This is a genomic window from Paraburkholderia dipogonis, from assembly GCF_042680985.1.
Lineage (GTDB): Bacteria > Pseudomonadota > Gammaproteobacteria > Burkholderiales > Burkholderiaceae > Paraburkholderia > Paraburkholderia phytofirmans.
This window is the reverse complement of the sequence record NZ_JBHUFR010000008.1, coordinates 108469-132148: the sequence shown is the minus strand read 5'-3', so window position 1 is coordinate 132148 and position 23680 is coordinate 108469. Positions and strand designations below refer to the sequence as shown.

The window sequence follows — 23680 nt, the reverse complement described above, 5'->3', positions numbered from 1 at the left end:
GACGGTGAAGCGCGCGGTGGCGGCGAACCGGCACTGGCGCCGACGCCCACGCCGGACGATGTGGTGCCGCCGGACGCCGGCAGTCCGGCCAACGCGCTGCCGGAGACGTCGGCGGGCGGGCGCGGGTCGCCGTGAGCGGTGTTGCGCAGCGCTGCGTGGTTGAGCCGAGGCAGCGCTTTTGGCTCGTGCGGCTGAACTCGCGCGGGGCATTCCACAAATGCGCCTAGGCCGCACATTGTTTTTCACCGGCGCGGCCGGCCTCACGCTAGGCTTTCTCATCGTCACCGCGACCTGACGCGCTTCGCTTCGACGGCACCCAGCCAGCGTCTCTACGACCGAGCCGCCTCGCCTGTCCCCGCCACCTCCCGATCCGAAACCCCCGCCGATGCCTCAAGCGACGCATCGTGATGCAGCAACAGCACAGCCGCGACGCCGACCAGCCCCGCGCCCGCCAGGCACAACAAACCGGCGCCGAAGCCGCCGGTGCTGTCCTTGATCCAGCCCATCGCATACGGTCCGAAGAAACCCGCCAGATTGCCCAGAGAATTGACCGCGGCGATGCCGCCCGCCGCCGCCGCACCCGACAGGAACGAGGCCGGCAAGGTCCAGATCACCGGCAGGCAGCCGAAGATACCGAACCCGGCAATCGACAACGCGATCATCTTCTGCACCGGATTGTCGAGCCCGGCCGCCGCCGCGATGCCGCCCGCCGCCACCAGCAGCGCGATCGCCACGTGGCGTTTGCGTTCGAGCTTGCGGTCCGAGTGCCGTCCCCAGAACACCATGCTGATCACGCCGACGATATACGGCAGCGACGTCACGAAACCCGTCTGCAGGTTGGTGAGCCCGAACGATTTGACGATCTGCGGCAGGAAGAAACTCAGCCCGTAGTTGGTTGCGTTCGCACCGAAATAGATCAGCGCGACCGCGAGCACGCGGGGATTGAAGAGCGCCTCTTTCACGCTGAACGTGTGCACCGCTTCGCGATGCGCGCGCTCCTGCGCCTGGCGCGCGACCAGCCAGCCGCGTTCGTCGGCGGCGAGCCAGGTGGCGTCGGCGGGCTTGTCGGTGAGGTAGGAGAGCACGACGAACGCGAGCACCAGCGCGGGTGCGGCCTCGATCAGATAGACCCACTGCCAGCCGGCCAGTCCGGCGAAGCCGTCCATCGACAGCAAGGCGCCCGAAATCGGGCCGCCGATCACCGTGGACAGCGGAATCGCCGCCATGAAATAACCGACCACGCGACCGCGATACGCAGCGGGAAACCACAGCGTGAGCAGGAAGATGATGCCCGGAAAGAAACCCGCCTCGGCGACGCCGAGCAGAATCCGCAAGCCGTAAAACACGTGCGCGGCGGAGAGCCCCGTGAAGCGCGCAATATCTGGGATATACGCCATCGCGCCTGCGAGAATGCCCCACGTGAACATGATCCGCGCGATCCAGCGGCGCGCGCCGAATTTCTCCAGCAGCAGATTAGATGGGACTTCGAAGAAAAAATACGCGATGAAGAAAATCCCGGCGCCGAAACCGAAAGCACTCGCGGACAGGCCGAGCGCCTTGTTCATCTGCAGTGCGGCAAAGCCGACGTTGACGCGGTCGAGATAGGCAATGAAATAACACAGAATCAGGAACGGCACGAGCCGAACCGTGACGCGTTTCATGGTGCGTGCTTCGAGATCCATCGATGTCTCCTCCGGTTCAGCGTCCGGCTGGTTTAAATGATGTCGTTACAGACTAGACGCTGAAAACCGATTCCGGAAGATTTTTGCGCTATCAACGATGCAAGCGATGCGGCGTGCTCAGGTCCACGGAACGTGAACCTTGTCGAGATTGCGGTCGAGCTGGTACGCCGCGCTGATCAGTGCGAGATGCGTCAGCGCCTGCGGAAAATTGCCGAGTGCTTCGCCGCTGGTGGCGACTTCCTCGGAAAACAGGCCGACGTGATTCGCGTACGCGAGCATCTTCTCGAACACGAGGCGGCCTTCGTCGACGCGTCCGGCTCGTGCCAACGCTTCCGCATACCAGAACGAACAGGCGCTGAAGCCGCCTTCTACGCCGGGCAAGCCGTCGAGCGTCGTGCCGCGCGTGTAGCGGAAGATCAGCGGATCCACCTTCAATTCCCTGCCGATCGCGTCGAGCGTGCCGAGCCAGCGCGGATCGGTTGGGCCGATGAAGCGCACGAGCGGCATCATCAACGCGGACGCATCGAGTCGTTGCGAATCCGGCGTCTGCACGAACGCGTTCAGTTCTTCGTTCCAGAAGTGCTCGTGGATATCGGCGTGGATGGCGTCGCGCGCGTCGAACCAGCTTTTGAGCGGCGCAGGCAAAGAACGCTTTTCCGCGAGACGTAGCGCGCGGTCCACCGTGACCCAGCACATGAGCCGCGAATGGAGCAGGGGCCGCAGGCCGTTGCGAAACTCCCAGATGCCGTGGTCCGGTTCGCGCCAGTGTTCGACGACATAGTCGACGGTGCGCGTGACGTCGCGCCAGCCGTCGTGCGAGATCGCGGCGCCGTACTTGTTGTACAGATAGATCGCGTCGAGCAGCGCGCCGTACACATCGAGCTGGACCTGGTCGCGCGCCGCGTTGCCGACGAGCGGTACGCCCGCCACGCCGTTCCCGTTCGACAGCGCCGTGATTTCGGTTTCTTCAGGCGGCTCCTTGCCGTCGATGGTGTACATGACGTTCAGCGAGCCGTCCGAATCGCATTGCCGGCTGCGTCCGGCGATCCATGTCATGAAATGCCGCGCTTCGCCGGTATAGCCGAGACGCAGCAGCGCGTACACGGAGAACGCGGCGTCGCGAATCCATGTGAAGCGGTAGTCCCAGCGGCGCGAACCGTCGAGCGCTTCGGGGAGCCCGAAGGTCGGCGCAGCCACGATCGCGCCATGCTCGCTGGAACTCAGCAGCTTCAAGGTCAGCGCCGAGCGCATCACGACTTCGCGATAGCGCCCGCGATACGTGGATTGCGCCGACCAGCTTCGCCAGTAGCGGATCGTATCGGTCAACGCCGCTTCGCAATCGAACGACTTTTCGCGCAAGCCTTCGGCTTCGCCGAAAACGAAGCCGGCCGTCTCGCTATCGCTCAGCTCGAATTCCGCGTGCGCGGCGCCGTGGTCGAGCGCGAGCGGCAAGGTGCTGTTCAGGCGCAGTTGCTGGCCGCTTTCAATGCCGGCGTTGGCGGCGGCGTGAAATTCCACGGCGCCGTTCTTATCGATGTGAGCCGTGTGCGTGCCGCGCGCATAGTCGAAGCGCGGCTCGCAACGCATCCTGAACGCCATGCGCCCATGCACGACCCGCACGACGCGGATCACGCAGTTGGGTAGCGGCGCGGCGGCATCGGCGCCGCTGCCATCCTCGGGAACCGGCATGAAGTCCATCAGTTCGCACACGCCCTCGGGCGTCATGAAGCGGGTCAGCAGGACGTTGGTGTCGGGCAGATACATCTGCTTGACGTTGGCGCCTTCGAACGTAGGTTCGATCGAGAAAGCGCCGCCACGCGACGGCTCGAGCAGGCCGGCAAAAATCGTCGGCGAGTCGATGCGCGGAAAGCACATGAAGTCGATCGAGCCGCGCAGCGAGACGAGCGCCGTGGTTTTCATGTTGCCGATCATGCCGCGCGCGTCGGTCGGCAGGGCGGGTCTTGGTGGAACAGGTCGTTGATCGGGCATGTCTGCACACTCCGTGAAGCGAGCCGCGATGCGCTCACACGAAGACCTGTCAGCAACGTCCGTGCCGCGCAATTCGCGCGGGCCGGACTGGGATTGTTCGGGCGCACGCAACAGTGTTTTCGGGTGGCGAGGCTGATCTCTAACGCGTGATTGCGGATAATTTCACGATTGGTCAATCCGCAAAAATGTGCAGGTGATACATGTTCAACGCTGTCTCAGGCCGCATACCCGAACGGAGCCAGGCACCCGGGGCGCTCGCGGCGCGAAGCGCATTGTCGGGACGGGCCCGTGCCTTCATCGCGGCTGTGGCCGCGTGCGCGAGCCTCGTCGGCTGCGCCAGTTCAAGCGACGTGGTCGCCACCAGCAAAGCCAATACCTATACGGTCGCGGCGAGCGCGACAGGCGGACGCCTCGCGTGGGCCCGCGCGCATGAGCAGGCGATGAGCGAAGCGCGCGATTACTGCGAGCGTCGCGGCATGCAGACCAGCGTGACGAAGGAAACCGTCAGCGGCGTGCAAGGGCTGACGGAGCACGGGTCGTCGATGAGTTTCGAATGTCATCCGAAGTTTTAGGCGCGGTGGGCTCCTCAGCGTGTTATCCATCATTCAGCGCGAAGCCGCGTTCTGGCCTCCATGACCAGCGGCGACTCGCGGAGTCGCCGCGCGGTGTAGCGTTTCTTGAAGAGCCTGCCAACCACGGCCGGCGACATGCCTAACACCGTCTCCGTTCGCGTGCGACCATCAGTGCGGGCTTAGCCCGTCACGAAAGCGCCTGATCGACCGCCTCGCGAATCGTATTCAGCCTGATCCGATCCTGCGGCAGTTGCGAATAATTGAGGAAGCGACCCGGCTCGTCGGCGACGATGCCGTTAAGGAAATCGCGCTTGTGCTCCAGAATGCGCAGCGGATAACGTCGAGCGTGGCTTTCGTCCTTGAGGAACACGGCAACGAAATCGTTCCACTGGTCCGCGTGCTGCAGGCTCGTATACGATTCGAGCAAAAGCGGACTCATGCCGTTTCGTCTACTCCATGCCACGAGAGCGTTGCCGCTGTCCGGGTAGAAGCGCCAGCAATCGACCGGCCACCGATGAAAATCACCATTCGAAGGCACGTTCAGATAAAAGAGTCCCGCGGGCTTGAGGATGCGCATGACTTCGAGAAACAGCAGCCAGAACATCTCTGAATGTTCGAAGACGGAACTGGCGAGCACGATGTCGGCGCTTTCGTCGGCAAACGGCAGCGCATAGGGATCTTGCAGCACCACGTCAACGCCGCAGCCTGCCACGAAATCGAGCCCCGTATACGCAAAGGCTGCCGGACACACGCTGCGCAGCGAGCCGTTGACGTTCTGGCTGCCAATTTCGATCACGCTCACTTTCTCGTCGGGCAAGGCGACATACGGCGCGTAGCAGTCAAAGAATTGTTGGCAGTTTTGCATGGCGGTGGGATGCATAGCCGTTCTCCGGATGAAGTTAAGCTGGGCGACGCAGCGCAATCGCCGGCACAAAGGGAATGGCTCGACGACGCGTTGCTATCGCACACCAGAAAGGCGGGGCTGCAGAGTCCATCGCGCGAGCTGGCCCGAGCATGTTCACAGCGTGGCTAGCCATGTCGCTGCGTTTTCAACGACGGGCCCCCAGTCGCCCTCGTGTCTCTGCCGCAGCACGGTCACGCCTTCAACCCACGGGCTGGTGGTTCCCTGGCTGCCCCAACGCCAGTCACCAGAAGTGTTGAGCAGCACGCAAGTCGGTTTGCCCATCATCGCGGCAAGATTGGCGACCGCCGAGTCCACCGCGACCACCGCGTCCAACTCGCCGATGCACGCGGCGGTGTCGTCGAAAAAATGGATGCCGGGCAGATAGCGGTCGACGTCGCCGGCCGGTGCGCCGGCCAAGGCTTCGGTCACCGGGTGGTGCAGGTTCACGAACTGTATCCGGTCGCTCAGGAAGGAGTCCGTCACGATCCGGTTCACCGCCCCGAGCGGCAGGCTGCGGCGCATAGCCCAGCACCGCATCGCGCTGCCGACGTGAGGCAGGTGTCGCTGATAGCAATCCCAGAACAGGCCGACCAGCCTCTTTCCCGGATGTTGTGCTCGCAGTTGCCGAGCCCACTCCGCCGCAATCTGCTGTTTCGCATGCGGAGCCCGAATGTACGGCCGAAACCGGAACGCGGAGGGTTGCTGCGCGGCACTCAGAAGCGGCAGATGCAGCAGCGTCGCGTACAGATGCGGCGCGAACGCCTCGACGCGCAGCCGCACCGCGTCGGGCAGTGCACCGTGCAAGGCAGACGGACGTTCCGCGCTGACGACTTCGCACTCGGGCAGCGACGCCTCCATGAGCGCATGCGCCTGCGGGTCGCAAGTGATCATCACAGTCGCGCCGGCGGCCCGCCAGTCAGCCACGCAGGCCGCCAGCAGAAAGTTATCGCCGAAACCCAATTGATGTGCGATGAGCACGCGTCGATCGCGCAGGTCAGATTCGTCGGCCCATTCAGAGATGCCAACCGGACGATAACTGGCCGCATCGCCGGATTCGTTGCGTTTGAGCCAGTGCGCGAAGCCCCGCGTGTCTGCTGACTTGAGCATCGCCTCACCCAGAAGATGCCCGGCTGTCGCAACGATCCGCGGTGTCGCGGAAGCAGACGGCTGGCGCGCCTCGTCCAGACATGGGATCGCGCGTTCGAGATCGCCGGCCATCATCAGGCTATAGCCGAGTCGCAGCCTGGAGAGCGCGGGGTCGCTCGACATCGACGGATCGTGCACGCGTGTCTCGACCGCCTCGGCGTGCCGGCCTTGCAGGTCCAATGCGAAAGCGCGCATCGCAAGAAAATCGGGGTGTTGCGCGCCGAGCGCCAGCGCTCGGTCTGCCCATGGAAGCAGTTCGTCCTCACGCGTGAGCGCGATCAGCGTGTCGCAAATCTCGCGTACGTTCGCAAGATCGTGCGGATCGTGCTCGTGACGCGCATAGGCGGCGTGAAGCCGCTGTTCAGGTTCGATGGTCGTCGTCAAGTGCCGAATCCTCGGTTGTCATTGTTCACGAGCCTTTCGCAGAGGTCGACGTATTGCAGGATAGCTTCACCGGGGACCCCGGTTGCCAGCATGTTCTGCACGATCTGCTGCGTGCTCCAGAGACTCCGGTACCGTTCATACATCACCTTTATGCAGGCGAATTTGCGCAGGTTGCAGTAAGCCATGAGCAATTGCATGACCTCGCTGGAGGTGAAGGTCCGGACGTCGAGCGCGCCGACCATCTCCATCATCATGTCATCGTCGACATGCCGCCACATGTTGAACGCAGCATGAAAACCGAATGTCGGATCGTCAGGGCGGATGTGCTCATAAGCAAACCGGGCTGCGACATCCGCAGGCGCAAAACGGATACCGTACTCCGCTTCGAGCAACGGCCGATAAGTCCGGCAGATCAGATCGTCTTCGTTCACGCCGGGCAGAAATTCGAACCGTGCTCCGGCGAGCACCTGCAATAGCTTTCTCGAGCGCAGTGAAAACCCGCCATTGCCCACGTTCATCCCGTCCGCGTGGAACGGCCAGCATGCACCGATATAGTCGTAGCCGAAAAACGTTTCGCTCCACGCCGTGGCGTCCAGCACATAGCCGTCCCACTGGATGACAAGCACCCACGGCGTGGTCACGTGATTCACGAGATGCTTGATCATGAAGGCGGAGTAATCCTGCTTCGACTGCAGGCGCGGAATCAGCACCGTGCGCGCCGCACGGGCGGGTACGGTCTCGTGAGTGAAGAGGATTGCGTCCGCGAACGTGCAGCGGGCCGCCGAGATGTCCAACGCACGAGCGGCGAGCGCTGGATGGATCGAGTCGGCCGCGCATACGGTCACTGAGCTCAGATCCACGATCGGGTTGCTGCTCATTAGTGCGGGTTGGTCCGGCGGTGCTGTGGCAAAGTGGTTCAAGTTCTCTTTCCGATGACCAGGACCGCATGCCCGATCAGCGAGGCGTAGGGCGCGCAAGACTGAAAGCTGGATAGGTCGTCGCGGACATCAGGCGAGTCTTCGTTACAAATATCGTAGAGGGCATAAATTGTACAGCCCGGGATCGAGCATACCTTGTCAAATGAGTGAAGCCGGTGCGGCATCGATTCGCATGCCTATTTATCGGGGAACGACATTTCCCCGTCGGGGAGGCAGGGGCGACAAGCCCCTGCGCTGGTCTGCGTGCCGGCTCATCCGGTCACGCCAATTCCATCACTTCTTGTCGAATGTAACCAAATTCTTGTCTTTCGTGTCAGCCACGAAGATCGCCAGCAGCCTGGCGGGTTCGGTATCGCTCGCGTTTTCGCTCACGGTGTGATGCACGCCGGGCTTCTCGGTCCAGTGTTCGCCGGCATGGTAGACGCGTTCTTCGCCGTTGTTCACGCGGCTGCGGATCGCCCCCGACAGCACGTAGCCGACCACGAAAGCCTGGCCGTGCCGATGCGGCGTCGACTTGCCACCGGGCGCATACTCGACGACGAGCGCCGTCATCGTCTTGCCCGGCACGTTGGCGATCGCCTCGGTGAACGCGGGCGTGATCGTTTCGTGCGGCGCGCTTGCGTCAGCGGCGAATGCGGAGTGCGCAGTCCCGAGGAGGGAAAGGCTGGCGAACGTGGCCGCCGCGATCAGTGTGCGGATTGTCATGCTGTGACTCCTGACAAAGCGTTAAAGGTTTCATCGCTCGAATTCGCTGAAGACGACACCCAGCTCGACGCCACCGCGTCCAGTTCAGCACGCGCGCGCTGAAGCGCTTCAATGCGCGCTTCGGGATTGGCAAACTGCAGCGGCTGGGCATCGACAAAGGTCGGATCCGCCACGCCGAGAAAGCCGAAGGCGGCCTTCAGCGAAGGCGTGAGCGCATCCATGGCTTCATAAGGCGAACCCGCGCGCAAATCCGCGCCGCGGCTCGTAATGAAGAGCGCCTTCTGACGTGAAAGCTGACCGACCACGCGGCCGTCGTCCGCATTCACATAGGTCAGCCCCGTACGCGTGATGCTGTCGATAAACGCCTTGAACGCGGAAGGCATCGACCAGTTGTACATGGGCATGGCGAAGACGAACGCATCGGCGTCGAGCAGGCGTTGGCACAACGCATCCGAGCCTGCCAGCGTCGCCTTCATGGCAGGCGTGCGATCCTGCGCGGCCGTGTACGTGGCGACGGCAAACGCCTCGTCGACATGCGGCGGGGTGTCGATCGCGACATCCAGATAATCGACTTCGAACTGCGCGCCTTCTTCGCGCAGGCGTTCCAGAAAATAGCGGCTCAATGCGCGGGAGTTGGATCGCTCGCGTTTCGCGCTGGCGTCGACGTGCATGATCTTCATGATTTCCGTCCTTGCGGGAGTGAATGGGTGGTTTAGCGTGAGAACAGATTAAATGCCGGACTGGCTTTGTGGAATGACCGATTTTAGGTAATTCAAGGTGACCACTTCGACTGGCCCCGGTAGCCGGCGCAGGAGGGAATAGGGCTTCTAAATGAAACAGTCATATGCCGGAAGCGACCCTTGAGAATATCTGACTTTGCAGATAAAGTTAAACGCACTGAACAAGGGGTCACGAATGAATCACTACACGCCGGACAATTTCAGCCTGACGCTGAGCGTGGGTTTCTCGATCAACAAAGCACGCAACCTGCTGATCAACGAAATGGACGCCGCGCTAAAGGATCTGGACATCACCAGTCAGCAGATGGGCATTCTGCTGTCCATGCGTCGCGGCGTCGCCACCACGCCGTTCGAACTGTCGCGGCTGCTCGGCATCGACACGGGCCTGATGACGCGCATGCTCGACAAGCTGGAAATCAAGGGCTTGCTGGAACGCTCGCGCAGCATCGAAGACCGCCGCGTCGTCAACCTGAAACTGACGGATGAGGGCGAGGCCATCGCCGAGCGGCTTCCGGAGATCGCGCCGGTGGTGCTGAACCGCCGTCTGAGAAAGTTTACGAAAGCCGAATTCGAGGAGTTGCGCCGTCTGCTGAACAAGTTTCTCGCAGAGTAGGCGAGGGCCGGCCAAACAGGCCGCGAACGCTCGCGGCAATTTTTTCAACCTTATATCTGACAAGTCAGACAATGAAACCACAGTTAATTCCACGGATAACCGGCTCGCGGATCGCGAAGACCGGCGTGACGGTGATCTTCGCGGGCGTTTTGTCCGCCTGCGCGAATTACGCCGGTATCTCGAGCGACAAGCAGATGGCGCAGCCGCAGACCTACGCGACTCAACAAAGCATTCCGCAGGACAACGGTCACTGGCCGGCCGCCGATTGGGCGGATCAGTTCGGCGACGCGCAACTGAAGGCCTTGCTCGCTGAAGCGTTGAAGGGCAACCCGTCGGTCGAACAGGCTCGCGCCCGCGTCGCCGCGGCCGCCGCGTACAGCGACACGGCGAAGGCGAGCACCCTGCCGAAAGTCGGCGCGGACTATTCGTTGACGCGCCAGCAGTATTCGGGCACGGCGCTCGTGCCGCCGCCGTACGGCGGTTCGTGGCAAACGGAGAACAAGGGCTTGCTGTCCGCGTCCTACGATCTCGATTTGTGGGGCAAGAATCGTGAAGCGCTGAAAGCCTCGCTGTCGCAATTGCAGGCGACCCAGGCGGACGCGGAAGTCGTCAAGCTGTCCCTCACGTCGGCTACGGCCCGCGACTACAACCAGCTTGCGCGCCTCTATACGTTGCGTGACATCGCGCAGGAAGAAATCACGCAGCGCGAACAGATCGACCGCATTACCGCCGGGCGCATTGCAACGGGCCTCGACACGCAAGTGGAACGCAAGACCGCGCAGGCGAACCTCGCCACCAGCCGCGCGACGCTGGCAGCGATCGACGGCAGCATCGTCACGACGCGTTATCAGTTGGCCGCCTTGCTCGGCGCCGGACCGGACCGCGGTCTCGCCATCGCGCGCCCGACACTCGGCGCGGGCGACGAAGTGCGCCTGCCCGACAACCTGCCGGCCGATCTGGTGAGCCGCCGCCCGGACCTGGTCGCGGCGAAATGGCGCGTCGATGCACTCACGCACGACGTCAAGGAAACCAAGGCCGAGTTTTATCCCGACATCAATCTGAGCGCCGCGATCGGTCTCGACGCGTTCGGTTTCGGCCGTTTTCTGACGGCGGCGAGCCGCACGGCGTCGGTCGGCCCGGCGATTCATTTGCCGATTTTCGACGGCGGTCAATTGCGCGCGCAATTGAAAGGTCGTTACGCCGATTTCGACTATGCGGTCGCCACATATAACCAGACGCTGGTCACCGCCTTGTCCGAAGTCGCGACGCAACTCGCGCAAATCCGTTCGACGGACGAGCAGCTCGCCGACGCGCAAGCCGCTCAGGAAGCCGCCCGCGGCGCCGATCAGTTGGCGCTCGTGCAATACAAGGCCGGCCTCACGAATCAGCTGACGGTGCTGAACGCCGACACCACGGCGCTCGCCGCCGACCAGCAGGTCGCGAATCTGAAGATGAACCGGCGCGATCAGCAGATCGCGCTGGCCGCGGCGCTCGGCGGCGGTTATGTCGATAGCGCCGCTTCGATCACCAGCAGCGCCGCCGTTCCAGACGCTTCCGCCAATCCCGTCGTCGCCGCCGCGCGTTAAAGCGCCATCGCGACACTTTGCCAATCTGTCAGGACCCACATCATGAGCGACACGATCAAAACCAGCCGCGCAACGGCGGAAGCGGACAAACCCCTGCAAACGCAGGCTCCCGCGAAGCGCAAACTGCTGCTTTCCCTGCTGGCCGCCACCGTCGTGCTGGCCGGCGCGGGCTACGGCGCGTACTACTACACGAGCGGCCGCTACTACCAATCCACCGACGACGCCTACGTGAGCGGCAACCTCGTGCAACTGACGCCGCAAGTGAGCGGCACAGTGGTCGCGGTCAACGCCGACGACACGCAGATCGTCAAGCAGGGCGCGCCGGTCGTCACCCTGGATAACGCCGACGCGAAGGTCGCGTTGTCGAACGCGGAAGCGACGCTCGGCCAGACCGTGCGCCAGGTGAGCGGCCTCTATGTGAACAACGATTTCTACGCGGCGACCGTCGCGCAACGTCAATCGGATCTGGCCCGCGCCAACGACGACCTGAAGCGCCGTCAGGCAGTGGCCGAAACGGGCGCGGTGTCCGGCGAGGACATCGCCCATGCCCGCGACGCCGTCAGCTCCGCGCAGGCCGCTCTCGACGCCGCGCGTCAGCAGGCCGAGGCCAACCATGCGCTGACCGACCGCACGTCGATCGAACAGCACCCGAACGTGCAGGCCGCGGCCTCGAAAGTGCGCGATGCCTACCTGAGCTACGCGCGCAACACCTTGCCTGCACCCGTGACCGGCTACGTCGCGCGCCGTTCGGTGCAGGTCGGCCAGCGCGTGGCGCCGGGCACTCCGTTGATGGCGATCGTGCCGCTCGACGGCGTGTGGGTCGATGCGAACTTCAAGGAAGGCCAGCTGAGGCACATGCGCATCGGCCAACCCGTCACGCTCACCGCGGACGTGTACGGTTCCAGCGTCAAGTATCACGGCCGGGTCGAAGGCTTTTCGGCGGGCACGGGCGCGGCCTTCGCCTCGCTGCCCGCGCAGAACGCCACCGGCAACTGGATCAAGGTCGTGCAGCGTCTGCCTGCGCGGATCCTGCTCGATCAGAATGAACTGAACGCGCACCCGCTGCGCATTGGCCTCTCGATGGATGTGGAAGTGGACACGCACGAGGAAACGGGCCCTCAACTTGGCGCGGCGATCAACACCTCGTATCACACCGACGTATTCGCGCAGTACGGCGACGAAGCCGACGCGGAGATCGCGCGGATCATCGAGCAGAACATGCCGGCGAAGCACGAGGTGGCCGCGAGCCCCACGCAGAAAAACACCGCACGCAAGGCCGGTTGAACCCGCGGCCACCGAGCGCCGCTGTTTCGCGCATTTAACTGATAAGTCAGATAGTTTTGCCTTCCTCGACAGGTGATGAAATGAATGGATCGACGCAGCCCGCCACGCTGCCGCCGCTGACTGGCGGCAAGCTGGTGCTGGCGACGCTTGCCGTGGCGCTCGCCACGTTTATGAACGTGCTGGACTCATCGATCGCGAACGTGGCGATTCCGACGATCGCCGGCAATCTCGGTGTCTCCGTGGACGAGGGCACGTGGGTGATCACGCTGTTCGCCGCCGCCAACGCCATCGCGATTCCGTTGACCGGCTGGCTCGTGCAGCGCGTCGGGCAAATCAAGCTGTTCGTCGGGGCGATCCTGTTGTTCGTGCTGTCGTCGTGGCTGTGCGGAATCGCGCCGAATCTGCCGGTGCTGCTCGCCGCGCGAATTCTGCAAGGCGCGGTGGCGGGTCCGTTGATCCCGCTGTCGCAAGCCATTCTGCTCGGCTCATATCCGAAAGAGAAATCCGCGACCGCGCTCGCCTTGTGGGCGATGACCGCGACGGTCGGCCCGATTGCCGGCCCGGCGCTCGGCGGCTGGATTACCGACAGCTACTCGTGGTCATGGATCTTCTACATCAACATTCCGGTCGGTCTCTTCGCAGCCGGCGTGACGTGGGCGATCTATCGCACCCGCGAGACCCCGACGAAGCGCTTGCCGATCGACAAGGTGGGCCTGCTCTCGCTGATCGCATGGGTCGCCTCGTTGCAGATCATGCTCGACAAGGGCAAGGATCTCGACTGGTTCAACTCGCCGGTGATCATCGCCCTGACGGTGTTCGCGGCGATCAGCTTTGCGTTCTTCGTGATCTGGGAGTTGACGGAAAAGAATCCGATCGTCGATTTGCGCCTGTTCGGCAAACGCAATTTTCTCGGCGGCACAATCGCGATTTCGGTGGCGTACGCGGTGTTTTTCTCCAACCTCGTGCTGTTGCCACAGTGGATGCAGGAGTATCTGAACTACCGTTCCGTCGATGCGGGTCTGGCCACCGCGCCGCTCGGCATCTTCGCCGTCATTCTCGCGCCTGTCATGGCGAAGATCATGCCGAAGTCCGATGCGCGCGTGCTGGCGACGCTGGCTTTCGTCGGTTTCGCCGGCGTTTTCTTCATGCGCTCGAACTACACCACCGGTGTGGATACGTGGACGCTGGTTTTGCCGACGCTGTTGCAAGGCATCCCGACGGCGCTCTTTTTCGTGCCGCTGACCGCGATCATTCTGTCCGGCCTCGCGCCCGACCGGATTCCGGCAGCGGCGGGGCTGTCGAATTTCGCGCGGGTGTTCGCCGGCGCGGTGGGCACGTCGCTGGCCTCGACGGGATGGAACGACCGGACGATCCTGCATCATTCGCAACTGGCCGAGCAGACGAGCGTGAATAATCCGACTTACACGGGCGCGCTGGATGCGCTGCAAAGTGCGTTGGGCGGAAGTCACGCTCAGGCGATGGCGTTCTTCGAGCGCTCGATGACTACCCAGGCGGCCATGCTCGGACTGAACGATATCTTCTGGCTGTCGGCGGTGATCTTCGTATTGATCATCCCGCTGATCTGGGTGACGAAACCGGATCGCTCCAGTTCGGCCGCGGCGACGGGAGCGGGTGGTCATTGAAGGCGGCACAGGTGGCGAGCGGCATGGTTATCCGTATTTACTATTGCCTGTTCGCCGCCTACGATAGATTCAGATTTCCGGCTGAAAACACGCGTGAGCGTCATGGCTGAAATCCGATAGGCGGCTAGTAGACCGACTTACAAATCAACTTACAAACCAACTTATAAAGCGGCTTGCGACTGGTTCAAGTCGAACCGATGCAAGCTTTTCGACAGGCATCGTCGATACGTGAGCGAACTGGCTCATCGCGGTGACCCGAGCGGAAGATCCGAGCGTTGCGCGCAACAGCGGTTGCCATAAAAATATCGCGCGGTTCGTGGTCTTTCGTTGCTCCTGTGCGTCTTACGGCACTAACGTCTTGCGGGAGAGCGCCATGATTCGCGCCGAACGTCGGATCGTATTCGCGGCCATCGCGGTGTTCGTCGCGCTGGGTGGCATGGCGATGGTCATTCACGGTGTGCTGTTCGACATTCGCAATGCCATGTTGTATGGCGGCATCTCGCTGGTGCTAGGCGTCGCGGTGCTGGCGCTGATGCTGACGCCGCGACCGACGGATAGCTCCTGAAATCAGACGCGTCATTGCAAACTGAAAGATTGCCGAGCCGACAAAAACGGCGCGCCACCGGGTTTCCGGTTGGCGCGCCTTTGAGTTTCGCATCGGCCGTTTCGCGCGGACCGTTATTCCGCAGCGGCCCCGTGATTGCATCCCGCGTGATGGACGTGACCCGCCTGACTGTCATCCCATGCCGAACCGAGAATGATCTGGCAGAAGTTCAGCCGCTTGTAGCTGGGATCTTTCATCTCCAGCACATCGGCTTTGACGTTGCCGAACGTGGTTTCGGGTTTGCTGATCGTGCCTTGCGCGAACGCGTCGATGATCAGGTTCTTGAAGTCCTGCTCGCGCGGATGCGCGGCCACCACGCCGACGCGCTGCGCGTCATCGAATTCGTGATACCGCAGGCCGAGCACGTCCATCTCGACGCCCGCGGTCACCAGCGAAACCACCGGCTTCAGATGCTCCGGAACACCCGGCGTGGTGTGAAGCGCGATCGACAACCAGACCTGTTCGATGTCGTACTCGTTGACGCCATGGCTCTTGAGAAAGTCGCGCGCGGCATTCGCGCCGTCGACTTCGAAACGATCGGTCTTGCTGGCGTAGCCAGGCGTAAGCCCCATGTCATGAAACATCGCGCCGATATACAGCAGCTCGGGGTCGTACGCGAGGTTGCGGCGCGCACCGGTCAACGCACCCCACAGGAACACGCGGCGCGAGTGATTGAACAGCAGATCGTTCTCGGTGTCGCGGACCAGATCGGTTGCGGCTCTTGCGAGACGGCTGTCTGGAATGTGAATGCCGGCAATGCTCGTACTCATCGAATTTCTCCTGGACAAAGATAGTGCCTCGTGAGGCGATGGACTTCGTGTCGTTCGGGCAATGTCCATGCAGCGGTGTCGATCGGTTCGCTGTGAGCACTGTCCGGGGATGTCCAAGTATCCGTCGTAGTCGTATCGGGATGAGTGGCAATCGACCGGCAAAGCGTGCCAGTGATACGCCGTTTTCTGCCATCCGCTCGCGTGGTCGCAGCGGACGTGGTCTATACACGCCGACGCGCGCGGGTCCGAACGTTGCTGCATTGAGGCAAGCCGCCGCGTGCTTTCAGCGCGCCGCGTATGTCCATTCGCGCTTTGGAGATTGTCATGACCGACACGCAACGTCCCACGCCACCGTTTCCGAACCAGCAGCAGGATCAGACGCCCGGGCAAACCGCGCCCATGAAACCGCAACCGGATCACGGCGAGAAATCGTATAAAGGCTCTGGGCGTCTCGCCGGCAAGGCGGCCATCATTACCGGCGGCGATAGCGGAATTGGACGCGCGGTCGCCATTGCATTTGCGCGCGAGGGCGCCGATGTGCTGATTGCCTACCTCAACGAAGACGACGATGCGCGCGAAACCGCGCGCTGGGTCGAGGACGCCGGCCGCAAGGCGTTACTGCTGCGAGGCGACATCACGAACCCGGCGCATTGCAAGGAGATCGTCGAGCGAGCGTTCGAGGCGTTCGGCCGGCTCGACGTGCTGGTTAACAATGCGGCCTATCAGATGAGCTATCCGTCGCTCGAAGACATCAGCGACGAAGAGTGGAACAAGACCTTCGATACCAACATCGGCGCGATGTTCAGGATCACGCGGGCGGCGGTGAAGTACATGAAACCGGGTGCGTCGATCGTGAATACGTCGTCGATCAATGCGGATCATCCCAATCCGGGCTTGATCGCCTACGCGACCACCAAAGGCGCGATTCAGAATTTCACCGGCGGCCTTGCTCAATTGCTGGCGGAGAAGGGCATACGGGCGAACTGCGTCGCGCCGGGGCCGATCTGGACACCGTTGATTCCATCGACCATGCCGCCCGAAAAAGTCGAGAAATTCGGTGAGCGGGTGCCGATGAAACGGCCGGGTCAGCCCGCCGAACTGGCCGCCGCCTATGTGATGCTGGCCTCCGACGAAGCCAGCTATATCTCGGGCGCGACGATCGCGGTGACGGGCGGGGCGCCGATTATCTGAGCGTTTGCGGCGCTGGCGCGGGTTGCGATCCGCGTCGTGCCGCGTCGCGGCGCGGCCCGATATTTGCTACTGCGTCCTTATTCCGGCGCTGCGTTTACGCGCGGCATGTCAATTTCGGGTCCGTCGGCGGGGGCCATCAGGAGACATGGATGCGATCGACGACAGCTGTTGCCCAGCGCGCTCTTGTCGGCATTCCTTGCGTCGCTTTGACGCTGTCGGCGACGAGGGCTCAAGCCAGTCCGATCGCGCCGCTCAATTATTTCCTTCACGCCGCCGGACCGGCCGCCGCGCCGACCGTGCATTTAGGCTGGGCGATGGCGGGTGTTTCGGTCACCGTGACAGTCGTGATTGCAGGATTGCTGATCGCCGCGATCGTTCGCAAGCGTCCTTCGGCTGCGAGCGACTCGCTTGATGCCGAGGGCGGCGGCATGCGCTGGATTTACATCGGTACGGGCGTGTCGTCGGTAGCCTTGCTCGCGATGCTGGTCTATATCCTCATCACACTGGAGTCGGTTGCAACGCCTGCCACGCATCCCCAGTTGAGCATTACCGTGACCGCGTACGACTGGTGGTGGAAAGTCGACTACGCCGACGATCCCAATCCGGCGCGCAACTTCAGCACCGCCAACGAGATCCACATTCCCGTGGGCGAGCCTGTGAAGATAGCGTTGAAAAGCGCGGACGTCGTGCACGCTTTCTGGGTGCCGCAACTCGCGGGCAAGACGCAGACGATCCCCGGCCAGACCAACGAGCAATGGATCGAGGCCGATCGGGCAGGCGTCTATCGCGGGCAATGCTCGCAGTTCTGCGGGGCGCAGCATGCACACATGGCTTTTGAAGTGGTCGCGCAGAGTCCTGCCGATTTCAACGCGTGGCGCGACGCGCAGGGACGACCGGCGGTAGCCGCGACCGACAGCAGTGTTGCCGCCGGCCGTCATCTGTTCGCCGAGCGCTGCGCCGGCTGCCACACGATTCGCGGCACGGATGCTAACGGTCTGCAAGCGCCCGATCTCACGCATCTGAACTCGCGCAGCCTGATTGCGGCGGGTGCGCTGACCAATACGCCGGCTCATTTACTCGACTGGGTTCAGCACGCTCAGTCGATCAAACCCGAGGCGCTGATGCCGAGCATCGCGCTGAGTGCCGGCGACGCCGCCGCACTGTCGGCCTATCTGGCCACGCTGCATTGAGAACTTAGCCGGCAATCAGGAGCGTCTTTCAATGTCCGACCACGCGAGGCCCGATTCGACACCAGGCGCACGGCAAGCCGCGGTACACAGTGCGGCAAAGCCACTCACGCGCACGCCGCAATATGGCCGCGTCACGCCCGGCAGCGCCGAAGAAAAGCGTCTGCGCGAGATCTGGGAAGCGCCGCCGGGTTGGCGCGGCTGGCTCTCGACGGTCGATCACAAGACCATTGGTCTGCGCTATCTGGTGACCGCGTTCGTCTTCCTGCTGATGGGCGGAATCGAAGCGCTCATCATGCGCATCCAGTTGGCGCGGCCCAACGCGACGGTTCTCACGCCCGAGCAATACAACCAGCTTTTCACGATGCACGGCGTGACGATGATTTTCCTGTACGCATTGCCGGTGCTGTCCGGCTTCTCGAACTATTTGTGGCCACTCGTGCTCGGTGCCCGCGATATGGCGTTTCCACGTCTGAATGCGCTCTCGTACTGGGTGTTCCTGTTTGCCGGCATCTTTCTGTATGCAAGTTTTCCGACGGGGCAGGCGCCCGATGCCGGCTGGTTCAACTACGCGCCGCTCTCCGGGCTCGAGTACAGCACCGGTCCGAATATCGATGTCTACGCGCTCGGCATGGTGCTGCTCGGCATTTCGACGACGGTCGGCTCGATGAACTTCGTGGTCACGCTGCTGCGGATGCGCGCGCCCGGCATGTCGCTGAACCGCATGCCGGTGCTGGTGTGGGGCACGCTCACGGCGTCGGGCGGCAATCTGCTGGCCGTGCCCTCGGTGAGCCTGGCGTTCTTTCTGTTGTGGCTCGACCGGCGCATCGGCACGCATTTCTTCGACGTGCTGAACGGCGGACGTCCGCTGCTCTGGCAACACCTGTTCTGGATCTTCGCGCATCCGTGGGTCTATGCGGTCGTGTTGCCGGCCATGGGCATCGTCTCCGATGCGTTGCCGGTATTTTGCCGGCGCCCGCTGGTCGGCTATGGGCCCGTCGCGCTCTCGACGGTCGCGACGATGGTGATCGGTTTCGTCGTGTGGATTCACCATATGTTTGCGACCGGGATTCCGGCGCTCGCGTTGTCGTTTTTCGGCGCGGCCAGCATGGTGATCGCGATTCCCAGCGCGGTCGCCACCTTCGCGTGGATCGCAACGATCTGGACCGGCCGGCCGGTGTTTCGCGTGCCGTTCCTGTTTTTTGCAGGCTTCGTGTTTCTGTTCGTGGTGGGCGGCGTATCCGGCGTGATGACCGCAGCTGTGCCGTTCGACTGGCAGCTCACCGACACGTACTTCGTGGTCGCGCATCTGCATTACGTGCTGCTCGGCATCAACGTGTTTCCGGTGATCGGCGGCATCTATTTCTGGTTTCCGAAATTCACCGGCAGGATGATGAGCGAACGGCTCGGCAAGTTCGGTTTCTGGGTGCTGTTCGCCGGTTTCAATATCGCCTTTTTTCCAATGCATATCGCAGGTCTGCTCGGCATGCCGCGACGCATCTATACGTATCCCGCCGACATGGGCTGGAATACGGTGAATCTCGTTACGTCGCTGGGGTCGTTTCTGTTCGCGGCGGGCGTGTTGATCTTCATGATCGATCTGCTGGTCAGCCTGAAGCGCGGCAAACCGGCCGGCGACAATCCCTGGGACGCGCCCACGCTCGAATGGTCGGTGAGTTCGCCGCCTCCGCCGTACAACTTCGCGGTGGTGCCGACGCTGGCGAGCCGTCATCCTCTATGGGAAGGCCGCATCGAGGAGCCGGGCGTCACGCTTCACGCGCGCTCGCAACTGCATGAAGGCTATCTGCTCGCGCAAGGCCGCGAGGCGCTGGGTACGACCGCTCTCGAAGCGAATCCCGACGTGATCCTGAAGATGCCGGGCGATTCGTACGCGCCGTTCTGGCTTGCGGTGTTCGCGACGCTGGTGTTCGCGGGACTCGCGATGAGCGCATGGACATTTGCCGGCGCGATGCTGGCGGGATGCGCGGTGTCGATCATCGTCTGGCTGTGGCCCGAACGTGCGTTGATCCAGCGCGAACCGGCCACCGTTCATGACGCGGGGGGAGAGTGACATGAGCGACGCCGCCGATTTGAGCCAGACGTCCGCCCAACCGGCCGAGCCCTTGCCGATCGGCAGCGCAGGCGAACGTTCGGGCGGCTGGTGGGGCTGCCTCACGCTGATCGCAACCGAAGGCGCGTTGTTCGGATACCTGATCTTTTCATATCTCTATCTGGCCTCGCAGAGTACGCAGCGCTGGCCGCCTGAAGGCCTGCCGAAGCTCGGCCTCGGCATCACGAACACGGTGATTCTGCTGTCGAGCAGCGTGTTCGTCTGGTTGTGCGAGCGTTGTGTGAGGCGCAGGCGCTTGAAGTGGGCCGTGGCCTCGATGGCGCTGGGCGTCCTGCTCGGCATCGTATTCGTGGGTATTCAGTTGCTCGAATGGCACGATCATCCGTACGGGCTGACGACGCATCTGTATGGCTCGCTGTATTTCACCATCACGGGGTTCCATATGGCGCACGTCGTGGTCGGGATCGTCGTGTTGCTGTTTTTGCTGTTGTGGACCGCGCTCGGCTATTTCGACGAGAAACGTTGCGCGGCGCTGACCATCGGCGGCCTGTACTGGCATTTCGTCGATGTCGTGTGGCTGTTCATCTTCAGCACGCTGTATCTGACGCCTTATCTGTTTCGGAATCTGTCATGGCCGGCAACATGAAGCCGCCACTGAGCGTCGAATCGTCCGCCGCGTCCGCCGTGTCCATGCGACACGTGCTGATCGGCCTGCTGGTCGCGCCGTGTGCATGGCTCACGCAGATGATCATCGCCGAGACGCTGGCCGCGCAGAGTTGTTATCCACTCGATCGGCCGCTGGCGTCGCCGGCGCTGCCGTGGATGAGGCCGGCGCTCGTCGTCGTCAGCGCGCTATGTCTCGCGGCCGGCGCGTTCGGCGCGCTGACGGCCTGGCGAAATGTTCGTCGCCTCGACGCGGCGAAAGAGGGCGCCTTGGGCGGCATAGGCCAGAGGCGAAGCGGACTCGACGCTTTCCTGACACGCATCGCGATGATGTGCAGTGCGTTGTTTCTGTTCGCGTTGATTGCAACCGATATCGCACTGGCGCTCGTGTCGCCGTGCAAGTGGTGGTGACGATGCGCGCGCGTAATCCGTTTCTCTCATCAGACCGCGAAGGCCCGCATGGGCGATGGCTTCGGCATGGCGCACGCGTTGCCGCCGTGATGCTCGCCATGACCCTCGGCGCGCTTGCTTCCAGCTACGCGGCAGCAGGCTCCGCACCCGGCAGCACAACGTCGGCCGATGCCGCGCAGATCGCGCGCGGCGCCTATCTTGCCAAGGCCGCCGACTGCGCAGGCTGCCATACGGCCGCGCCACGCGTCGTGCGACCCGGCACGGCGCCGATTCCGGCGACGCCGTTCGCCGGCGGCCTCGGCATGGCCTCGCCGTTCGGCACGATCAATTCGTCGAACATCACGCCGGACCCGCAGGCAGGCATCGGTCTCTACAGCTATGACGACTTCGCGCGTGCCTTGCGCGACGGTGTTGCGCGAGGCGGCAAGCGGCTTTATCCGGCGATGCCGTACCCATCGTTCGCGAAGATCGACGATGACGACATGCACGCGCTCTACGCGTATTTCATGTATGGCGTGCGGCCGGTCGCCACGCCGGCTCCGCCAACCCGATTGCCGTTCCCATTCAACCAGCGCTGGGCGCTCATGTTCTGGGACTGGGCGTTCGCGCCGGGCGAGCGCTTCAAGCCGGAAGCAGGGCGCGACGCGCAATGGAATCGCGGCGCGTATCTCGTGCAATCGTTGGGTCACTGCGGCGCGTGCCACACGCCACGCGGGCCGGCTTACGAGGAACGCGGCTACACCGAGGCAAGTCCGCTTTATCTGACCGGCGGCACCAACGACCACTGGTTCGCACCGAACCTCACGGCCGACGCCGGTTCGGGCCTCGGCCGAAGCTCCGCGGAGGATATCGCCGCTTTCCTGAAGCACGGCCACGGCGGCGGCCTGGTCACCTTCGGCAGCATGGTTCAAGTGGTGGAAGACAGCACGCAGTATCTCGACGATGCCGACCTCGCGGCCATCGCCACTTATCTGAAGAGCTTGCCGCCGCGCGCTCAGAGCGGGCACTTCAATGCAGGTTCGCGGGGCGCGCTGCAGAGCATGCAGGCGCTGAAGACAGGCGAACTCGAGCGGCCAGGCGCGGGCATCTATGCAACGTATTGCGCACGCTGCCATCAGTCGGATGGCGCGGGCGTACCGCAAAAATATCCGCGCCTTGTGGGCAATCCGGCCGTGCTCGCGCCGCAAACCACCTCGCTCGTACGTTTGCTCGTGGAGGGCGGGGGCAGTCCGAGCACGGATGGCGGCCCCGAGTCGCGCAAGATGCCGGCCTTTGCGAACAAACTGACTGACAGCGAACTCGCGCACGTTCTGACTTTTATCCGCAACACGTGGGGCAATGCGGCCGAACCGGTCACGACTCATGACGTGTCCGCAGTGCGGCATGCGTTGCACAAATAACGGCCGTGGAAGGCATGCATCGAGCGCCGGCAATTGCGCGATCGCGATGAGCGCGCCGTGCGCGCAACACGCGGCGCCTGCTATTTCACCGGTCTTCGGCGGTCGACCTGCGAGCCGCTGCCGTTTCCGTGAACTTCAGATCGCGGCGCACGCTCCGCCTTCTGGTTGATGAGGGGCGACGAGGAGAGGGCGAGGGCGTAGCAGCGGAGCGCCCGCTTTCCACCAGTTGATGAGACAGCGCTTCGAGCTTTTTGCGAAGCAGTTCGGTCGCCGCTATCTGTTCGCCGAGCGCCATTTCCCGCGACGCCAATTCTCCTTCGACGTCCGCACAGCGCGTCAGCGACGTCGCCAACTGGGTTTTCGCCGCAGCAAGGGCATCACGCAGTTGGTCTCGCTCCACCTGATGCGTGGCTTGAGCCTCGGCCATCCGATCTATGGCCGCTTGCAGTTCCTGGCGCGTCTGGCGCGCAGCCGTTCGTTCGCTGTCTATTTCGAGAAGCGCCCGCTTTTCAGTCGCGGCCAGGCGCTGTTCGCTCTGATTGTGCATGACACGCAGCTTGCCCAATTCGTCGGCGAATTCCCGTCTGGCGTCCGACAGTGCCGTCGCCGCGGCCGCGCTTTCCTTTCTGGACTGCGCGAGTTGCTCGGTCAGCATGGTTCTGGCGGTTTCCAGTTCGACCAGGCGAGCGAGCAGCTTCGTGTTTTCAATCCGGACGTCCGCCGCGTCGCGCGATGTCTGCTCGGCGGCGGCGAGCGCCGTGTCGCGTTCCGCGGCTAACCCTTGTGCGTTTTCGCGTGCCTCGGTAATTTCGCGCCGGGCGTCCTGCCTGAAGGCTTCCAGCGCCGCATTGGCCGTGTCGCCGGATAGCCGCCAAAGCGTCGCCGCCAATTCGCCGGCGGCCGTTGCGACTTCGGCCGGTAAATCCGGTTGCCCGACGTCGACCCGCGTCTTGTCCCTGACTTCGGTCCAGAAATCCCGCAAGGCTTTCGCCGGCGCGCTCATGCTGCCTTTGCGAACCAGTTGATAGAGCTTGTTCGCGGTCGGCGTTTCTCCGTAACGGAAGAACATCAGCGCGCAAACCTCACGGTAGAGCTCCTGCGTGTCCGGGACGCGTTCACGCAGCGCTTCAATGTCGGCTTCGAGAGGCATGGGAATCCTTTGGCGGCTGATTTATCCTGATATGTTGATAATACAAC

Annotated in this window: 22 protein-coding genes (1 of these 22 cut by a window edge); 13 read left to right on the top strand and 9 right to left on the bottom strand. The window is 63.1% G+C overall.

Annotation, left to right across the window (positions count from 1 at the left end):
- Positions 1 to 135 carry the end of a penicillin-binding protein 1A gene (locus ACFSNN_RS10635; protein ID WP_377779168.1) on the top strand. Its footprint begins 2373 nt before the window's first position, so only the last 135 of its 2508 coding nucleotides appear in the window; the start codon falls outside the window, past its left edge; it ends in the stop codon at positions 133 to 135.
- Positions 136 to 329: 194 nt separating this feature from the next.
- On the opposite strand, the gene ACFSNN_RS10630 is transcribed toward ACFSNN_RS10635, so the two are convergent.
- Positions 330 to 1682 carry an MFS transporter gene (locus tag ACFSNN_RS10630; RefSeq protein ID WP_134456062.1) on the bottom strand — a complete coding sequence of 451 codons (1353 nt, stop codon included), beginning with the start codon at positions 1680 to 1682 and terminating at the stop codon, positions 330 to 332.
- Between the two features lie 117 nt (positions 1683 to 1799).
- Entirely contained in the window at positions 1800 to 3671 is a 1872-nt protein-coding gene (locus ACFSNN_RS10625) for a glycoside hydrolase family 15 protein (RefSeq protein WP_134456061.1), read from the bottom strand.
- A 200-nt stretch (positions 3672 to 3871) separates the two neighbouring features.
- Here ACFSNN_RS10625 and ACFSNN_RS10620 point away from each other — a divergent pair, with 200 nt between their 5' ends.
- Positions 3872 to 4243 (top strand): hypothetical protein, encoded by a 372-nt coding sequence (locus ACFSNN_RS10620; protein ID WP_134456060.1) that lies wholly within the window; start codon positions 3872 to 3874, stop codon positions 4241 to 4243.
- A gap of 187 nt (positions 4244 to 4430) precedes the next feature.
- Here ACFSNN_RS10620 and ACFSNN_RS10615 read toward each other — a convergent pair whose 3' ends face one another.
- The 5 genes from ACFSNN_RS10615 to ACFSNN_RS10595 form a co-directional block, all read right to left on the bottom strand.
- Positions 4431 to 5123, bottom strand: a complete 693-nt coding sequence (locus ACFSNN_RS10615; RefSeq protein WP_134456059.1) for a methyltransferase domain-containing protein — start codon at positions 5121 to 5123, stop codon at positions 4431 to 4433.
- A gap of 138 nt (positions 5124 to 5261) precedes the next feature.
- Positions 5262 to 6677 (bottom strand): hypothetical protein, encoded by a 1416-nt coding sequence (locus ACFSNN_RS10610; RefSeq protein WP_134456058.1) that lies wholly within the window; start codon positions 6675 to 6677, stop codon positions 5262 to 5264.
- Positions 6674 to 7537: a DUF5672 family protein gene (locus tag ACFSNN_RS10605; protein ID WP_377689161.1), complete on the bottom strand. Its 864-nt coding sequence runs from the start codon at positions 7535 to 7537 to the stop codon at positions 6674 to 6676. The genes ACFSNN_RS10610 and ACFSNN_RS10605 overlap by 4 nt, the downstream gene beginning before the upstream one ends.
- A gap of 351 nt (positions 7538 to 7888) precedes the next feature.
- Positions 7889 to 8320 carry a cupin domain-containing protein gene (locus tag ACFSNN_RS10600; RefSeq protein ID WP_134456056.1) on the bottom strand — a complete coding sequence of 144 codons (432 nt, stop codon included), beginning with the start codon at positions 8318 to 8320 and terminating at the stop codon, positions 7889 to 7891.
- On the bottom strand, positions 8317 to 9000 hold the full coding sequence (locus ACFSNN_RS10595) for an FMN-dependent NADH-azoreductase (protein ID WP_134456055.1): 684 nt from the start codon (positions 8998 to 9000) through the stop codon (positions 8317 to 8319). Before ACFSNN_RS10595 ends, ACFSNN_RS10600 begins: the two co-directional genes overlap by 4 nt.
- Before the next feature lie 235 nt (positions 9001 to 9235).
- Between ACFSNN_RS10595 and ACFSNN_RS10590 the strand changes: the two genes are divergently transcribed.
- From ACFSNN_RS10590 to ACFSNN_RS10570, 5 genes are all read left to right on the top strand, one after another.
- A complete protein-coding gene (locus tag ACFSNN_RS10590; RefSeq protein WP_134456054.1) occupies positions 9236 to 9673 on the top strand; it encodes a MarR family winged helix-turn-helix transcriptional regulator in 438 nt (145 codons plus the stop codon).
- Positions 9674 to 9744: 71 nt separating this feature from the next.
- Positions 9745 to 11259, top strand: coding sequence for an efflux transporter outer membrane subunit (locus ACFSNN_RS10585; protein ID WP_134456053.1), 1515 nt, complete (start codon positions 9745 to 9747; stop codon positions 11257 to 11259).
- 42 nt (positions 11260 to 11301) lie between these two features.
- Positions 11302 to 12543, top strand: coding sequence for an HlyD/EmrA/EmrK family protein (locus ACFSNN_RS10580; protein ID WP_134456052.1), 1242 nt, complete (start codon positions 11302 to 11304; stop codon positions 12541 to 12543).
- A gap of 80 nt (positions 12544 to 12623) precedes the next feature.
- Entirely contained in the window at positions 12624 to 14186 is a 1563-nt protein-coding gene (locus ACFSNN_RS10575; protein WP_134456051.1) for a DHA2 family efflux MFS transporter permease subunit, read from the top strand.
- Between the two features lie 373 nt (positions 14187 to 14559).
- On the top strand, positions 14560 to 14751 hold the full coding sequence (locus ACFSNN_RS10570; RefSeq protein ID WP_134456050.1) for a DUF2964 family protein: 192 nt from the start codon (positions 14560 to 14562) through the stop codon (positions 14749 to 14751).
- A 113-nt stretch (positions 14752 to 14864) separates the two neighbouring features.
- Here the strand turns inward: ACFSNN_RS10570 and ACFSNN_RS10565 are convergent, their stop codons facing one another.
- A complete protein-coding gene (locus ACFSNN_RS10565; RefSeq protein WP_134456049.1) occupies positions 14865 to 15560 on the bottom strand; it encodes an HD domain-containing protein in 696 nt (231 codons plus the stop codon).
- Between the two features lie 324 nt (positions 15561 to 15884).
- On the opposite strand from ACFSNN_RS10565, the gene ACFSNN_RS10560 reads away from it, so the two are divergent.
- From ACFSNN_RS10560 to ACFSNN_RS10535, 6 genes are all read left to right on the top strand, one after another.
- Positions 15885 to 16751, top strand: a complete 867-nt coding sequence (locus tag ACFSNN_RS10560) for an SDR family oxidoreductase (protein WP_134456048.1) — start codon at positions 15885 to 15887, stop codon at positions 16749 to 16751.
- Between the two features lie 149 nt (positions 16752 to 16900).
- Complete coding sequence (gene coxB / locus ACFSNN_RS10555) at positions 16901 to 17941, top strand: cytochrome c oxidase subunit II (protein ID WP_134456047.1); 1041 nt, start codon at positions 16901 to 16903, stop codon at positions 17939 to 17941.
- Positions 17942 to 17972: 31 nt separating this feature from the next.
- Positions 17973 to 20009, top strand: coding sequence for a cytochrome c oxidase subunit I (gene ctaD / locus ACFSNN_RS10550; RefSeq protein WP_134456046.1), 2037 nt, complete (start codon positions 17973 to 17975; stop codon positions 20007 to 20009).
- Between the two features lies 1 nt (position 20010).
- Positions 20011 to 20655, top strand: coding sequence for a cytochrome c oxidase subunit 3 (locus ACFSNN_RS10545; protein WP_012433034.1), 645 nt, complete (start codon positions 20011 to 20013; stop codon positions 20653 to 20655).
- Positions 20652 to 21083 (top strand): hypothetical protein, encoded by a 432-nt coding sequence (locus ACFSNN_RS10540; RefSeq protein WP_377779167.1) that lies wholly within the window; start codon positions 20652 to 20654, stop codon positions 21081 to 21083. The genes ACFSNN_RS10545 and ACFSNN_RS10540 overlap by 4 nt, the downstream gene beginning before the upstream one ends.
- A 98-nt stretch (positions 21084 to 21181) precedes the next feature.
- Positions 21182 to 22483 (top strand): c-type cytochrome, encoded by a 1302-nt coding sequence (locus ACFSNN_RS10535; protein WP_134458846.1) that lies wholly within the window; start codon positions 21182 to 21184, stop codon positions 22481 to 22483.
- 85 nt (positions 22484 to 22568) lie between these two features.
- On the opposite strand, the gene ACFSNN_RS10530 is transcribed toward ACFSNN_RS10535, so the two are convergent.
- The gene (locus ACFSNN_RS10530; protein ID WP_134456044.1) at positions 22569 to 23633 is read right to left on the bottom strand and encodes a DNA-binding protein; all 1065 of its coding nucleotides are present in this window, start codon (positions 23631 to 23633) and stop codon (positions 22569 to 22571) included.
- Between the last annotated feature and the right edge of the window lie 47 nt (positions 23634 to 23680).

What these genes read in the sequence shown, in the direction of transcription:
- ctaD (WP_134456046.1), top strand. Translation starts at nt 17,973, where the DNA reads ATGTCCGACCACGCGAGGCCCGATTCGACACCAGGCGCACGGCAAGCC.
- ACFSNN_RS10620 (WP_134456060.1), top strand. Translation starts at nt 3,872, where the DNA reads ATGTTCAACGCTGTCTCAGGCCGCATACCCGAACGGAGCCAGGCACCC.
- ACFSNN_RS10600 (WP_134456056.1), bottom strand. Translation starts at nt 8,320, where the DNA reads ATGACAATCCGCACACTGATCGCGGCGGCCACGTTCGCCAGCCTTTCC.
- ACFSNN_RS10565 (WP_134456049.1), bottom strand. Translation starts at nt 15,560, where the DNA reads ATGAGTACGAGCATTGCCGGCATTCACATTCCAGACAGCCGTCTCGCA.
- ACFSNN_RS10545 (WP_012433034.1), top strand. Translation starts at nt 20,011, where the DNA reads ATGAGCGACGCCGCCGATTTGAGCCAGACGTCCGCCCAACCGGCCGAG.
- ACFSNN_RS10540 (WP_377779167.1), top strand. Translation starts at nt 20,652, where the DNA reads ATGAAGCCGCCACTGAGCGTCGAATCGTCCGCCGCGTCCGCCGTGTCC.
- ACFSNN_RS10595 (WP_134456055.1), bottom strand. Translation starts at nt 9,000, where the DNA reads ATGAAGATCATGCACGTCGACGCCAGCGCGAAACGCGAGCGATCCAAC.
- ACFSNN_RS10590 (WP_134456054.1), top strand. Translation starts at nt 9,236, where the DNA reads ATGAATCACTACACGCCGGACAATTTCAGCCTGACGCTGAGCGTGGGT.
- ACFSNN_RS10575 (WP_134456051.1), top strand. Translation starts at nt 12,624, where the DNA reads ATGAATGGATCGACGCAGCCCGCCACGCTGCCGCCGCTGACTGGCGGC.
- ACFSNN_RS10630 (WP_134456062.1), bottom strand. Translation starts at nt 1,682, where the DNA reads ATGGATCTCGAAGCACGCACCATGAAACGCGTCACGGTTCGGCTCGTG.
- ACFSNN_RS10535 (WP_134458846.1), top strand. Translation starts at nt 21,182, where the DNA reads ATGACCCTCGGCGCGCTTGCTTCCAGCTACGCGGCAGCAGGCTCCGCA.
- coxB (WP_134456047.1), top strand. Translation starts at nt 16,901, where the DNA reads ATGCGATCGACGACAGCTGTTGCCCAGCGCGCTCTTGTCGGCATTCCT.
- ACFSNN_RS10615 (WP_134456059.1), bottom strand. Translation starts at nt 5,123, where the DNA reads ATGCATCCCACCGCCATGCAAAACTGCCAACAATTCTTTGACTGCTAC.
- ACFSNN_RS10625 (WP_134456061.1), bottom strand. Translation starts at nt 3,671, where the DNA reads ATGCCCGATCAACGACCTGTTCCACCAAGACCCGCCCTGCCGACCGAC.
- ACFSNN_RS10570 (WP_134456050.1), top strand. Translation starts at nt 14,560, where the DNA reads ATGATTCGCGCCGAACGTCGGATCGTATTCGCGGCCATCGCGGTGTTC.
- ACFSNN_RS10530 (WP_134456044.1), bottom strand. Translation starts at nt 23,633, where the DNA reads ATGCCTCTCGAAGCCGACATTGAAGCGCTGCGTGAACGCGTCCCGGAC.
- ACFSNN_RS10560 (WP_134456048.1), top strand. Translation starts at nt 15,885, where the DNA reads ATGACCGACACGCAACGTCCCACGCCACCGTTTCCGAACCAGCAGCAG.
- ACFSNN_RS10580 (WP_134456052.1), top strand. Translation starts at nt 11,302, where the DNA reads ATGAGCGACACGATCAAAACCAGCCGCGCAACGGCGGAAGCGGACAAA.
- ACFSNN_RS10585 (WP_134456053.1), top strand. Translation starts at nt 9,745, where the DNA reads ATGAAACCACAGTTAATTCCACGGATAACCGGCTCGCGGATCGCGAAG.